This window comes from Paraburkholderia sp. BL6669N2 (assembly GCF_003387275.1).
Lineage (GTDB): Bacteria > Pseudomonadota > Gammaproteobacteria > Burkholderiales > Burkholderiaceae > Paraburkholderia.
The window spans coordinates 1,581,556-1,594,538 of the sequence record NZ_QUNA01000001.1 but is presented as its reverse complement, the minus strand read 5'-3'; the positions used below and the strand labels follow the sequence as shown (position 1 = coordinate 1,594,538).

The window sequence follows — 12,983 nt, the reverse complement described above, 5'->3', positions numbered from 1 at the left end:
CTCAGACTGCTGACTCTCATTTAAAGCGTCGGTATATCAAGCTCAACCTTTCTCCGCGAACGCGTGCTTCGTGGCATCGGGCAAATCGATCTGCTCGCTTTGTTTTTCAACCTACAGATTCGCGACGACCCTCATATCGTGGTGAAGCTCGTGTGAAGAAATGGGGCCGCGTAACGGTTATATGACCACAGTTCACACAGCTTTTACGTCACCTGTGGGACGGCCGCAGCCCCGGAGATTGAACCCTCGCGCCGAGCCCGCCCCGTGGCGCTTTGGAATCTCGCTGTCGCTGTATTTGTGTGGGCAGCATGCGATCAAATGAGTCGAGAGTGATCAAAGCCGATGACGATAAAAATTTGCATTTGAGCTCCGTTAATAGAGACGTAATTGCCAGGGTGATGAAATATTATTGTGACTGACACGTGTCGCCTATTGAAGCAATTTTGGCTGTCACGGAAGAATCGCGTGCCAGTTCGGCACCTCACATGGAGTAAAGATAGCGATGCTGATCAAAAATCCCCAAGCGTCCCGCCGCGCCTATCCGGACGACCTGCGCGCAGTGATGAATATCAAGTCAGCGCAGGAAAGCGGTATCTGGCTCTCACACTGGAATCAGATAAACCGGTCGGTCACGCCGTTGTGGGATCTTCCGGACGCAGCAGAAGCTTTCGGGATTGCACAACTGTGTCTCAAAGACGAGTCGGTGCGGTCGCCTCTTGGCAGCTTCAAGGCGCTTGGCGCTCCCGTGGCGTTGATGCGCCTTATCGCTCGGCTGTGGAGCTCAGAAGCGATGTTCGATCCACGAGTATTGATCAATGGCGGCTATTCCGGCCTGCTTGAAGGTCTCACTGTGATCAGTGCGACCGACGGTAATCACGGAAAGTCCCTTGCGGCGGCGGCTCAAGCAATTGGGTGCCGCTGCGTGATCGTGTTGCACGCCAATGTCAGCGTTGAGCGTGAAAAGTCGATTGCTGCATACAACGCCGAGATCATCCGGATTTCGGGCAACTACGACGAATCAGTGGAACATGCAGCGCATCTCGCCCAGACAAACGGCTGGCATGTCGTGTCCGACACTTCCTATGAAGGGTACGAAGCGATCCCGCGCGATGTCATGCAAGGCTATGGCGTCATTCCTGACGAAGTTGTCGCACAGTTGGAAAGCTCACCATCGAAGGCTCCTTTCACACACGTGTTCCTGCAGGGCGGCGTTGGCGGCCTCGCGGCTGGCATTGCGACGTATTTCTGGGAGCACTACGGTGTGCAACGCCCAACTTTCATCGTGGTTGAGCCTCAACAGGCGGATTGCCTCTATCAGAGCGCAATCGAAGGCTACGCGACTACGGCCACCGGCTCGGTCGACTCCGTGATGGCGGGTTTGGCCTGTGGTGAAGCTTCTCCACTCGCATGGAAGTTCCTTGAACCATGCGTCGACCATTTCATGACGATTTCAGACGATGACGCGGTGAAGGCGATGCAAACACTGGCACGAGGCACTGAAAGGGATGCGCCGCTGGTTGTCGGCGAATCCGGCGCTGCGGGATACGCCGGCGTGACAGTGTTGGCGCAAAACCCGGAGCAAGCTCGCGAGGTGGGCATGACGTCCGAATCGCGGGTGCTGGTGATCAGTACGGAAGGTGCCACGGCACCGACCACCTACTCCGAACTTGTTGGAGAATCCGCTCAATCGGTGCTGGCGCGGCAGCAGGAGTGGCTGCAGGGCTGCGCTGTACGGTGACAGTGATGAATATGACTGTTGAACTGGATCACGCGTTCGGCCGTCCGTTGCAGGAAAGCTTGCGCAGTTGGCGACACCACCTCCATCGGAACCCGGAGACGGGCTTTGAGGAGGTCCGGACCTCCGACTATGTCGCACGGATTCTTTCCGCGCTCGGCCTCGAAGTACATCGCAATATCGGTGGCACGGGGTTGGTTGCCAACTTTAAGGTCGGCAACAGTCATCGAGCCATCGGCGTGCGTGCCGACATGGACGCACTGGAGATCGCCGAAAACGCACCTGGTCGGACTTACGCCTCGTGCTCGCCGGGCAAAATGCACGCGTGCGGTCACGACGGGCACATGGCCATGGTTCTAGGGGCCGCGCGGCTGCTAGCTGAAAGTAAGGATTTCGATGGCACGGTCCGGTTCATCTTTCAACCCGGCGAAGAACACGGTCGCGGTGCGAAAGCAATGATGGCGGATGGACTGTTCGAGCGCTTCCCGGTCGAAGCGATCTTCGGCGCGCACAATATGCCAGGCATGCCTGCAGGCAGTTTTGCGACCCGCCGAGGCGGAATTATGGCGAGCGAGGACAATTTCGTCATCGTCGTCCGGGGGCGAGGCACGCATGCCGCGCGTCCGCATATGGGCGTCGATCCGATCGTCGTCGCGTCTCAGATCGTGCTTGCGCTGCAGACGGTTGTCTCGCGCAATCTTGACCCGAGTCTTTCTGCCGTTATCTCTTGCACCGAGTTCATAACAGATGGACTTCGCAATGTGGTTCCATCGACAGTGACGATCAAGGGGGACACGCGTAGCTATCTCCCTGAAGTGCAGCGCATGCTTGAAACCCGGATGCGTGAGATTAGCGAAGGTATCTGCCGCACGAACGGTATCGAGTGCGACTTCAGCTATACGCATGAGTTCGCCCCGACCGTCAACAGCGCAGAGTTCGTAGACACAGCGGTAACCGCAGCCGCAAACGTAGTCGGTTCAGAAAAGGTCGACGCTAACGTCCAACCGATGATGATCTCCGAGGACTTCGGCGCCTTCCTTCAGGTTGTGCCGGGGAACTTCATTTTCATCGGTAACGGCGATGAGTCGCAGCGCGGCAATGTTCCATTACACAACGCGGCTTACGATTTCAACGACGACATTCTGGAGCTGGGTGCTCGCTACTTCGCAGAAGTCGCCCGGGTGGCGCTTGCTGGCAGGTAGGCACCCAGCGTATTCCGCACAACCGTGACTTGGGACGAGGACATGATGAACGAGACAGGTGACCGGCAAACAGCCATCAGGCTGGCAGAGGCGGTTTTCGACTCCGGCGATTTCCTGGCCGACCTTGACCGACGCGTACACTACCGGACGGAAAGCCAGGATTCTGCCAAGGCGGGGACTTTGCTGTCATATCTCACCGATGAGATTGCCCCCACGCTGCAAAGGCTGGAGTTCGAGACGCGGTGCCTGCGCAATCCTTCTGGCGCGGACGCGCCAATTCTGCTCGCCTCGCGGTGGGAGAGCGAATCACTGCCTACAATCGTCACGTACGCGCATGGAGATGTAGTGCGGGGCCAGGATGCACAATGGCGCTCCGGATTGGAGCCGTGGCGCATCGTGGTGGAAGATGATCGCTGGTACGGTCGGGGGATCGCGGACAACAAAGGGCAGCACTCGATCAACCTGGCCGCACTGGCGGCAGTGATCAAGGCCCGCAGAGGCAAGCTCGGCTACAACGTGAAAGTGATCTTCGAGACCGGTGAGGAGATTGATTCGCCGGGCCTTGACGCGCTGTGCGCTTCCGAACGAAAGTTTCTCGCCGGCGACCTGTTCATCGCGTCCGATGGTCCGCGCGTGTCCGCCGAGCGGCCGACGGTCTTCCTGGGATCGCGAGGCGAACTGAACTTTGAACTGACGGTGGCCCTGCGCGAAGGGGGGCATCACTCAGGGAACTGGGGCGGAATCCTTCGAAATGCTGCAACTGTGCTGGCGAGCGCAATTTCATCAATCATCGATAACAACGGCCGACTTCTGGTTAAGGAGCTGCTGCCTCCGCCCATACCGGACGCCGTGCGCGATGCAATTGCGAGTATTGAGATTGGCAAAGACGGTAACGCGCCGTATATAGATCCTGCCTGGGGGCAGCCCGGCTTAACAATCGCGGAACGGGTTCTCGCATGGAACACAATCGAAGTTCTGGCATTTACCGCGGGTAACCCCGAGGCTCCGGTCGGCTCCATTCCCCCGACTGCCAAGGCTTACTGTCAGATGCGGTTTGTCGTTGGAACGGACTGGAAGAACGCCGGACAACACCTTACGAATCACTTGAAGGAATGCGGGATCAGCGACGTACTGGTGACGGTGACGTCGGTATCGAAGGCGACTCGTCTCGACGTCAGGCATCCCTGGGTCAATTGGGCCATGACATCGATCGAGCGCACCACTGGCAAGCGTCCGGCGCTTATACCTAATCTTGGTGGAACCGTGCCTAACGCTGTATTCGCGCAGACGCTTGGCTTGCCCACCATATGGATTCCGCATTCGTATCCTGCCTGTTCGCAGCATGCGCCGAATGAACACCTCCTCGCCTCGGTCGCGCGTGAAGCCCTCGCATTAATGGCAGGCGTGTGGTGGGATCTCGGCGAAGGCGCGGCAGCGTCGATAGCATCAACCATCAGGCGCTGAACCGATCGACAGCCGGACGAATCATTGCACGTCCCTGAGCGAAGAACGGCAGATCTACATCGTTTCGCTACCGCCTGGACGTCAAGCGACCCACGACAACAAGGCCTATAAGTCTCGGTCCAGAGTGCGGCGAGTTCGGAGCGGAGCAGCCGTCAGTTGGTCCCCGCGACAGGCAGGCAGCAGAAGCGGCCCCGCGGCCCGATGTCGTCGCCCGTTGTTCACGCCTACGACCTGAAACTGGCGCAGCCCATGTGCGTGCGAGCGCAGTCGAGCAGGGATGATGAGGCGGAAGCTTTTGCCCCGGGGAGGCACACGAATTGATTAACGCTCCGCCCACTCACCAGCCCCATCGAAAGCCGATATTTCAGCAATTGGCGGTACGGTGCGCTCCATAGCTCGCTTGTCCTTGAATGTGGCAGGCCTCAGCCGTCGACGATCGATCACAAGGTCGAAGACATCAAACCGGTTGTAGTAGCCGACGATGTCATGAAATTGCTTTGGCTCGACACACTGTTCCAGGTCGAAGGTCGCGTAAGCAATACCTTCTTCGGTTCGCAATGTGTCGCCAATCACGGCGCCGGTTGGGTCGAGGAATTGTGTCGCTGCCCGGGGCGTCGTCTCGAGCACCTCGCGTGCCTGCTTGTCGCCGTTCGAATGGAGCGCGTCGAGCATTGTGTCGTCCATGAATCCTGCGTTCAGAATCCCGAAGGCCTTTGCCTCGAACGAGTGACCGCCTGCACGGATCCGATTTGCCGCGAGGTTGTCGAAGTTCGTGCCGGAGCCGGGCGGGCGTGTCGGCCAGATAGCGGGCCATGCGGAAATATGAATCTGCTCGCCCTGCGCCGCGAGGGAGTACCGGGCGAGGGGATTTGTGTTCTCGCCACAGATGAGCGCGCCGATCTTGCCAATTCTGGTGTTGCTGACCTTCAGCCCGAAGCCGTCGCCGGGTGCCCAGACCATCTTCTCGTAGAACGTCGGAACGAGCTTGCGATGATGATTGATGATTTGACCATCATCGCCGATGAGGATGATGGAGTTCCACAGGCAGCCCACGCTGACGTCGGTGGCTTCGCTAAAGCCCATCGAAACGAAAACGCTGCATCGCTTCGCCGCAGCCCGGATCTGCGCGATTTCCGGACCGTCGACGTGGATGCTGTTCCCGACCATGCGCTTGAACCACTCGTGGTTGTAAATCGGCGCCCACAGCGCTGCCCATACAGGAAACCCAGGGATGAAGGATTCAGGAAACGAAATCAGTTCGGCACCGTTTCTGCTTGCTTCCTCGATAAGGGATAGTGCCTTTTGCACCGTGGCAGGTGCGTTCATGTAAACGGAGGCGGCATGTGCGGCTGCGACTTTTACGGTTGGAAGTGTCATGTTGTGCTCGATAGTGGCTCAATGGAAAACTCGTATCTGCGGTCTGGAGACCGTGCGTACCTGGACCTTCATAAAGGTAGGGATGCTTAATAAATCAGGCTTTCTCCGATCATGTATTGTGGGCGTCGAACCCTGCCGACGCCCAATCCGGTCTCGACCCTAACCTTCGAGTGCCATTTCGGGACTGCAAGTCATCCCGCTATCGCAAGTTCGATGGAATGAATGGCGTTACGCGCGTGCGCTTGGGGTTGCCCTTGGCAGTTGGCATCGAAGCAGCGGCAGGACAGCGTGTGTTTTCCCGGTCCAAGCGACACGGGGATCGAGAACGATTGCCACCCGAATCCCTCGCGAGTGTCAACCCCCGCCGCAAGCCAGTTCCGTCCACCGTCGACGCTGACCTCGACGCGCGACACACCGGCTTCCGCCCACGCCCATCCAGTGATGCGAAACTCATGGTTGGCTCGCATCATGGCGTCAGCGCCTGGCGAGACAATCACGCACTCCGGCGCAATCTCCCAGACCGGTTTCGTTCCCGTCGCGGTGATGTCGTTATAGAACCGGGTTGTATACGGTCCGGGCGCGCGAGTGCTCGACACCGATATCCGCCCGACCCACTTCACCGAGTTCGTTCCATACCAACCTGGAACGACGAGCCGCACCGGTCCGCCCCTGTCCGACGTGAGCGGCTTTCCGTTCATCGACACCGCCAGCAGGACCTCCGGCGAAAGCGCCTTCGCCAGCGGGAGATCTTTTACGAATGGTTCGTCTTTCAGACCGGCGAACTCGCCCCATTCGAGACCTTGAGTCCAGACGAACGCCGCTTCAGGCAGAAGATCGCAACTGTCAAGGACGTCGCGCAACCGCGCGCCGCACCACACAACATTGCCCACACGCCGTTTGGGTTCCTTCGGTGTCAGCGGACTGCCGGCGCACTCATGCACGGAGACAATTTCATGTTGCGGCAATCGCAGAATGTCCGCCAGCGTGAGGGTTCTTTCACGGGCCACCAGGCCACGTATGTGAAGGCGCCAGGTCTCAGGTCGAACGCTTGCCAGCGCCATGTGCGTAACGATAAACAGCGTGTCGTCGTCTGTAACGTAGGACATAAGGTCGGCGACTCCACGCTCGGGATACCGCAACGCGTATCCCTCGCGAGTGAGCGTCACCTCTCCGGACTCCGTTACTTTTGTCTCGAGCATCGCTATCCTCGCCAGTCCGCGTCTTGTGTGTCAGTTGCCGAAACGGGCGTCGACCCGCACATCCCTGGGCATCAAGATTACATTGCCGGTGGAATCCCGAAAACAGGCGAATCCGCACGGTGGCGTGCATTTTTGCAACACGCGATGACCGCAACTCGTGTGACCGGGCATGCGCGCGACGCAAGGGCGCCAGCGCTACTCCGGTCTTCCTGTAGCGTGAGCGAGCATTGCGTCGCCGATTTCGTGGTTTCCGAGCTGCACGAGCGCATCGCCAGCGCCTTGCGCGTCACGCCTTACTTCGTCTTGCCCAAGTTTGCTTTTGCCGACGAGGCGGGTGATCTCGATCTCGAGTCCGATCAGACGTTGAAGTAATTCGTCGAGGTAGTCTGCCGGCGCGTCGCTCATCTTCCACGGGACTGGCTGCGACGCTTCATGTGCGCGAGTGAGTCTGGCAACCACGCTCCGTACAAATTTTTTGTCGTCGCGGAAGCGCACACGTCCGTGTGCGTGAACAACAATGTAGTTCCACGTCGGCACTTGCCGGTGCGATTCCTGTTTGGTCGGATACCAGTTTGGCGAGATATAGGCGTCTCCTGCCTGGAACACGACGAGAACTTCATCGCCGTTCAGGACGTTGTGCCATAGGGGATTCGCTCGCGAGATATGCGCGTTTAGCACGCCAAGTTCCCCTTCGTTGGCTGCGAGGTCAAACGGGATGTGGTTCGCATCGAGTCCGTTGCTGCCGTGCGTGAACAGGGTGCCAAGCGAGCGTTTGACAATGTGTTCATGCAGAACGCGGGTTCGGGACTCGGCGAAGTGGGAGGGTAGATACATGTCGGCTCGGTCTGTGGATGTGGGCGCAGAAAGAGAATGAATCCATCTTTTCACGCGAACGTTTACGGGTATTGCGGCGTTCCGGGAGGTATGGCCCGCCATTGGCAACGCCAATCGCAGCATCGGGGCGCGGGCCAGGAGGAGCACGCGCGATTCCCGGCAATTCTCCGATGGTGGACATCTTTTGCCCTTGCTGTGCACGGCGGCATCCACAGTGAAGAGGGCGGCGCCCCTCCTGGCGAGTGCGACGACCTGCGTGGCTTCGGGCGGCAGCAGGAAACCGGCGCCCGCTCCGGTTTCCGCTAGTCGGAGCCGAAGCCGATCAATCTCGAATCGATCATTGCACCTGGCATCATAAGATTAAGTCCGTCGGTCAATCGAGCGCCTGCTTCATGCAGTGCTTCCAATGGCATGGCCGGCAGGCTTTCAAGAATAAACCACATCTGTTTTGCATCGGAATCCAGCCTGGTTCTGGTGCCCTGACGCCAGTTCCAGCGCCGGCATGTGACGCCGTGATCGTCGCGCCAAACGACTTCTCCTGCGTCAACCATTTCGTGGACGGGCGCACCGTCCTTTACGGTGTCGAAATGCTCCGTTCCGTTGGCAATCACGAGCCTCGGCATGCCGATGTAGGCGGCAAAATTTTCGCCGCCGACGGGAACGGCGTATTCAATGCTGACGGCGTTGTACAGGTCGACTACCGGGTTCACGCCTGGAACGCTGCCGTCGCGCATCGCTCGTTTTCGCAAGGCATCAGCCGAACATGGCGTCCGTTGTGGCTTGGCTCCGAACCTCCTGAACAACTCCGCCCAGGCCGACAGATGAGTTTCTTTCCATCCTGAGTCGTTGGCAGTCAATGCCTGGCAAGCTCGTACCAAAGCTTTGGCGCCGACGCTCGGGTCGACGATCCGGGTGGGCTCAACGCTGATGCTGAGCGCGCGAAACCCGGGCGCGAGGCTCGCAATGGCCGGATCGATTGACGGAAGAACTCTGAACATTGGAAACTGCACCAGTGACTATTCTTGTCCTATAATGCCGAACAATGACCAAAAAAGTCAATATATCGACCGACTCGGGAGCAAACGTCGAGGCCGTCAGTGCGGCGGTTGCCGCCCGGATCAAAGGGTACCGAAAGGAGCGCAAGCTCTCGCTCGATGAGCTTTCGCGGCGCGCTGGCGTTAGCAAAGGCATGCTGGTCGAGATTGAGAAATGCGCTGCCAATCCAAGCATTGCGATCCTGTGCAGGATTTCGGCGGCGTTGGGTGTGTCGGTGGCGGACATCGTCGACGTAGCTAGCGCGCCGTCGATGCGTCTGATCGCGGACACGGACATCCCGACTTTGTGGACCGGCCCCAAGGGCGGGTCGGCGCGTCTGCTTGCAGGCACGAGCGGGCCGAACATGATTGAATTGTGGCGCTGGGAAATGCAGCCTGGAGAGCGGTTTGAGTCGCCCGGACATCCGCAGGGAACGTTCGAGCTATTTCATGTGGAGCATGGGCGACTCACGATGACGGTAGGGGATGCGGAGCTTGCCGTCTCTGCCGGTTCGTCGGCAGCGGCGAAGACAGATGCACCCCATTGCTACGCGAATAATGACGCGGCAAAGCTGATATTCACGATGGTGGTTGCCGAGCTTCATCAACTGGCGACGTTGCTTTGATTGAGCGTGATAACCCTGCGTGCAAATTTGCTTCGATCGTACGCGCGACGCAACGGGAGCCGACGACAAGCGATGCGGTCAGCCGCTCGTGATGCGGTGTTGACAGATCAGTCGACCTTCTCGTAGGCATTGTTCCCGAAACACGGCACACCGGGCCTGTCCCGATGCCGGGGTGCCGCCGTGAAGCTGTCTTTTTCAAGGAGAAATTCCCATGCCGATGCTGAAATTCGACCTCATCCAGGGCCGCACCGACGAACAGGTGCGCAACCTTCTCGATGCAACGCACGAGGCGATGGTACAGGCCTTCAATGTACCGGTTTCCGACCGATACCAATGCGTCACGCAGCATCGCCCTGGAGAATTGGTCTTAGAGGATACGGGGCTCGGCTACAGGCGTTCAAAAGACGTCGTATTGCTGACGGCGGTGAGCCGGAAGCGCTCCGAAGCGCAGAAAATTGAGTTCTACCGGTTGCTCGTCGAGAACCTGCAAACGCAGTGCGGTATCTCGCCGGACGACGTGATCGTTTCGATTGTCGAAAACGACGACGCTGACTGGTCTTTCGGCAGGGGGCGCGCGCAGTTCATTACCAAGGAACTGACGTGATGCCGGCCAGCTTTGATGCCGCGCGGCGGCCGCTCGTTGACACGTAAAGGCCGATGAAACCCTTCTTGATGTAACCAGGGAGGGCGCGTCTTTATGATCCGCTGACGGGCAATCTGATACCCGACAAAGCAAGAACAACGATCAAGACAGGCTGTCCGGGGCGTTGCTCGCGCAGCGGCGACGGCGCACCATTTCTTCTGAAGCGTTGAGCTATTGCGGCAATGCGTTCCAGTATCAGCTCGAGAATCGAGCGGGCAAAGAGATAGCACGCTCGAAATGAGATTGCTCAACCAACTGTTTCTTGCGCGCGAGCCGGCAAACTTCCTTTCCGCTCAGCCTTTCATGTGCGGTGTTATCGCATGGAACTCGCGATGCAGCAACGCGCGGCTGCGCGGGTACGATCCTGCGCTCAGCGCTCCAATGCCTCCTTGATAAGCCGCTGCTTTTCGCCGGCCAGGCGGCCGCTCAGATTGGAGTTTCCAGGGAACGTGCGCTCTTGGGAGCGGCCATAGCCGATGCCAGTTATAGCGGACTGCGAAGTTTTCCAGCCTCCCGTTCGTGCCGAAGCGCGACGGCTAGATCTCGATTCATCGAGACGCGTTCGGCCATTGCTCTTCAACGTATCGTCCCGATTTATCGAATACTCTTGTTGACTTCGAATTTTCACTGTAATTGAAAAGGTGCAACCTGCCGAATGATTGGACGCAACGCGCCGGTGTCTGCTTGCGGCAGCCCAGGCGAACCAGGACAGGAGTGCACCGGCGGTAGATGATCTTGCGTGGGGCGAACCCGGCTTGGCAGTCGCCGAACTGGTCTTCGCCTTGAGCACCATCGAAGATTCGTCCGTCCAGAGATACGGTTGGTAGCGTTCCGGATGCCAGCGTGTAGCCACGCGCACTCGCCTTGCGAGTAATTCTGTAACGCACACTCGGCATCAGATTGTCCTGTTAAAACGGACACTGTGTCGAACGATCGACGGCTTCTGTACAAACCCGCAGGCCCCTATACTCGGGTTTGCGTTCGCTGTACTCGTCATGCGGGTTGTAAATTTCACGGGAGCCGATGATGAAGAAGAGTTTTTTGACGTTGATCACATCGCTAGCCGCATCGTCTGCGGTTGCGGCAAACGACAACACCCATTTATCCGCGCACAGTAGTGCTGCGCGTTATCCGACCACATATCGAACGGTGAAGGTCGACGGCCTCGATATTTTCTATCGCGAAGCTGGCCCAAACGATGCGCCGACGATATTGCTGCTGCACGGCTTTCCGTCCTCATCACGCATGTTCGAACCGCTCTTCGCGCGGCTGGCGGATCGATATCACCTCGTTGCACTGGATTATCCAGGCTTCGGTCATAGCTCCGCACCTTCCCAGACGGACTTTGCCTACACATTCGATCACATTGCTTCGGTGACCAATGACTTCGTCGAAGCGCTCGGGCTCAGGCGTTATGTGCTGTATATGCAGGACTATGGCGGTCCGATCGGCTTCCGGCTTGCGATGGCGCATCCGGAGCGGGTCGCCGGGTTGGTCGTGCAAAATGCGGTCGCGCATGAGGACGGGCTTGGCCCTCTGTGGGAGAAGCGCCGTGCGTTCTGGGCTGACCGCGAAGCCAACGAAGCCGCCCTGCAGGGCAACTTCCTTTCTCTGGAGGCGACGAAACAACGTCATCTGGGATCGACGCCTAATCCCGAGCGGTATGACCCGGATCTGTGGGCCGACGAGTACGCGTTTCTGAATCGACCGGGTCAGAAGGAAATACAGACGGAGCTCTTCTATGATTACCGGACGAACGTCGCGTCCTATCCGGCATGGCAGGACTGGATGAGGAGGGCGCAACCGGCGGCGCTCGTCGTGTGGGGGCGCTACGACCCGTCGTTTCAGGTCGCGGAAGCGGCAGCCTACGCCCGGGATCTTCCGAAAGCTGATATTCATGTGATCGACGCCGGTCATTTCGCGTTGGACGAACAGCCCGACGCGATTGCAGCACTCGTTCACGGCTTCATGCGACGCCTGCCCCGGGGTTGAGGACATTCGAACACCATACCGGTCGGCGGGAAGTTGTGTTGTGTAGCGCGTCCGGGCGGAATCATGTGCGAGCCGGCGGACGTTTGGGCATTTTTCGCGTCGGCGGCTGGCGCCGGACTACGGTGGCACGACGGACAGCGAGGAAAAGTCGGATAGGTCGGTCATGGTGATCGGTCAAACAGATCGAATGCGTAAACACGCGTGAGGAGAAGGGTGCATGAGCAACGCCCCGTTGACTGGCGGTATCGACCATCGGGTTGACCGTCCCTGATCTTGCGATCGCACGTGATTTTTATTGAATGTCTCGGCTGGCGCCAGGTAGGCGAGCGTCCGAGTATCCCGCGGTTTTCGTGTCGGACGGTGCGATGACATTGACGTTGTGGGAAGTCAAGAACCGGACTTCGCTAGCTGAATTCGATCGCAAGACCAACATCGGGCTTCACCATCTTGCGCTTCGTCTCGCGAGTGAAGATGCCCTTGTGAGAGTGTTTTGGAAAGTATCCCAGTGGCCTGGAGTGCGAGTCGAATTTTCACCCAAGGCGCTCGGAGCCGGACCGAAGCGCCATGCAATGGTGCACGAGCCTGGCGGCATTCGGGTGGAGTTCGACTACGACCCGCGTCTGGTCCAGTGAGTCGTAAATCCGGTTTATGCCTGATCTTGCTGCGCGAGGAGGAGGTACGGCGCGGACAGGTTTCGGACTCGTGCAGACAGGCTGCTATGGCCTCACGACAACTGCATCGTCCCATGTGTTGTTGACTGGTGCGGGTGCATCCAGGTAAGACACATCGAGAGGGCCGCACAACCGGTGCTTTGAGTCCATTCCCACGCCACTTCGACGGCCTGTCGTACGACCAGCAGTTTTCGCCGAGACGGTAT

At 58.7% G+C, this 12,983-nt stretch carries 11 protein-coding genes and 1 pseudogene; 7 read left to right on the top strand and 5 right to left on the bottom strand.

What is annotated here, in order from left to right; translation table 11 throughout:
* Window positions 1-502 precede the first annotated feature (502 nt).
* From B0G80_RS07390 to B0G80_RS07380, 3 genes are read left to right on the top strand one after another with little or no spacing between them, the layout of a single operon-like run.
* Window positions 503-1,738 carry a diaminopropionate ammonia-lyase gene (locus B0G80_RS07390; RefSeq protein WP_116117550.1) on the top strand — a complete coding sequence of 412 codons (1,236 nt, stop codon included), beginning with the start codon at window positions 503-505 and terminating at the stop codon, window positions 1,736-1,738.
* A gap of 11 nt (window positions 1,739-1,749) precedes the next feature.
* Complete coding sequence (locus tag B0G80_RS07385; RefSeq protein ID WP_116119561.1) at window positions 1,750-2,937, top strand: M20 aminoacylase family protein; 1,188 nt, start codon at window positions 1,750-1,752, stop codon at window positions 2,935-2,937.
* 42 nt (window positions 2,938-2,979) lie between these two features.
* Window positions 2,980-4,401, top strand: coding sequence for a M20 family metallopeptidase (locus tag B0G80_RS07380; protein WP_116119560.1), 1,422 nt, complete (start codon window positions 2,980-2,982; stop codon window positions 4,399-4,401).
* Window positions 4,402-4,722: 321 nt separating this feature from the next.
* On the opposite strand, the gene B0G80_RS07375 is transcribed toward B0G80_RS07380, so the two are convergent.
* From B0G80_RS07375 to B0G80_RS07355, 4 genes are all read right to left on the bottom strand, one after another.
* On the bottom strand, window positions 4,723-5,778 hold the full coding sequence (locus B0G80_RS07375) for a carbon-nitrogen hydrolase family protein (RefSeq protein WP_116117549.1): 1,056 nt from the start codon (window positions 5,776-5,778) through the stop codon (window positions 4,723-4,725).
* Window positions 5,779-5,969: 191 nt separating this feature from the next.
* On the bottom strand, window positions 5,970-6,884 hold the full coding sequence (locus B0G80_RS07370) for a molybdopterin-dependent oxidoreductase (protein ID WP_258878857.1): 915 nt from the start codon (window positions 6,882-6,884) through the stop codon (window positions 5,970-5,972).
* Window positions 6,885-7,172: 288 nt separating this feature from the next.
* A complete protein-coding gene (locus B0G80_RS07365) occupies window positions 7,173-7,811 on the bottom strand; it encodes an FMN-binding negative transcriptional regulator (RefSeq protein WP_116117547.1) in 639 nt (212 codons plus the stop codon).
* Between the two features lie 302 nt (window positions 7,812-8,113).
* Entirely contained in the window at window positions 8,114-8,809 is a 696-nt protein-coding gene (locus B0G80_RS07355) for a B3/4 domain-containing protein (RefSeq protein WP_116117545.1), read from the bottom strand.
* A gap of 44 nt (window positions 8,810-8,853) precedes the next feature.
* Between B0G80_RS07355 and B0G80_RS07350 the strand changes: the two genes are divergently transcribed.
* On the top strand, window positions 8,854-9,471 hold the full coding sequence (locus tag B0G80_RS07350) for an XRE family transcriptional regulator (RefSeq protein ID WP_116117544.1): 618 nt from the start codon (window positions 8,854-8,856) through the stop codon (window positions 9,469-9,471).
* 211 nt (window positions 9,472-9,682) lie between these two features.
* Window positions 9,683-10,075, top strand: coding sequence for a tautomerase family protein (locus tag B0G80_RS07345; RefSeq protein WP_116117543.1), 393 nt, complete (start codon window positions 9,683-9,685; stop codon window positions 10,073-10,075).
* Between the two features lie 947 nt (window positions 10,076-11,022).
* On the opposite strand, the gene B0G80_RS45740 is transcribed toward B0G80_RS07345, so the two are convergent.
* The gene (locus B0G80_RS45740) at window positions 11,023-11,211 is read right to left on the bottom strand and encodes a hypothetical protein (RefSeq protein ID WP_181920027.1); all 189 of its coding nucleotides are present in this window, start codon (window positions 11,209-11,211) and stop codon (window positions 11,023-11,025) included.
* Between B0G80_RS45740 and B0G80_RS07340 the strand changes: the two genes are divergently transcribed.
* Window positions 11,141-12,106 (top strand): alpha/beta fold hydrolase, encoded by a 966-nt coding sequence (locus tag B0G80_RS07340; RefSeq protein ID WP_408967982.1) that lies wholly within the window; start codon window positions 11,141-11,143, stop codon window positions 12,104-12,106. The genes B0G80_RS45740 and B0G80_RS07340 overlap by 71 nt on opposite strands.
* A gap of 217 nt (window positions 12,107-12,323) precedes the next feature.
* Window positions 12,324-12,738: pseudogene (locus B0G80_RS07335) on the top strand (VOC family protein).
* The last annotated feature ends 245 nt before the right edge of the window (window positions 12,739-12,983 follow it).

Bases quoted from the DNA above. Each gene is read 5' to 3' on its own strand.
- B0G80_RS07380 (WP_116119560.1), top strand. From the start codon at position 2,980: ATGATGAACGAGACAGGTGACCGGCAAACAGCCATCAGGCTGGCAGAG.
- B0G80_RS07355 (WP_116117545.1), bottom strand. From the start codon at position 8,809: ATGTTCAGAGTTCTTCCGTCAATCGATCCGGCCATTGCGAGCCTCGCG.
- B0G80_RS07345 (WP_116117543.1), top strand. From the start codon at position 9,683: ATGCCGATGCTGAAATTCGACCTCATCCAGGGCCGCACCGACGAACAG.
- B0G80_RS07365 (WP_116117547.1), bottom strand. From the start codon at position 7,811: ATGTATCTACCCTCCCACTTCGCCGAGTCCCGAACCCGCGTTCTGCAT.
- B0G80_RS07390 (WP_116117550.1), top strand. From the start codon at position 503: ATGCTGATCAAAAATCCCCAAGCGTCCCGCCGCGCCTATCCGGACGAC.
- B0G80_RS07350 (WP_116117544.1), top strand. From the start codon at position 8,854: ATGACCAAAAAAGTCAATATATCGACCGACTCGGGAGCAAACGTCGAG.
- B0G80_RS07370 (WP_258878857.1), bottom strand. From the start codon at position 6,884: ATGTCCTACGTTACAGACGACGACACGCTGTTTATCGTTACGCACATG.
- B0G80_RS07385 (WP_116119561.1), top strand. From the start codon at position 1,750: ATGACTGTTGAACTGGATCACGCGTTCGGCCGTCCGTTGCAGGAAAGC.
- B0G80_RS07340 (WP_408967982.1), top strand. From the start codon at position 11,141: ATGAAGAAGAGTTTTTTGACGTTGATCACATCGCTAGCCGCATCGTCT.
- B0G80_RS07375 (WP_116117549.1), bottom strand. From the start codon at position 5,778: ATGACACTTCCAACCGTAAAAGTCGCAGCCGCACATGCCGCCTCCGTT.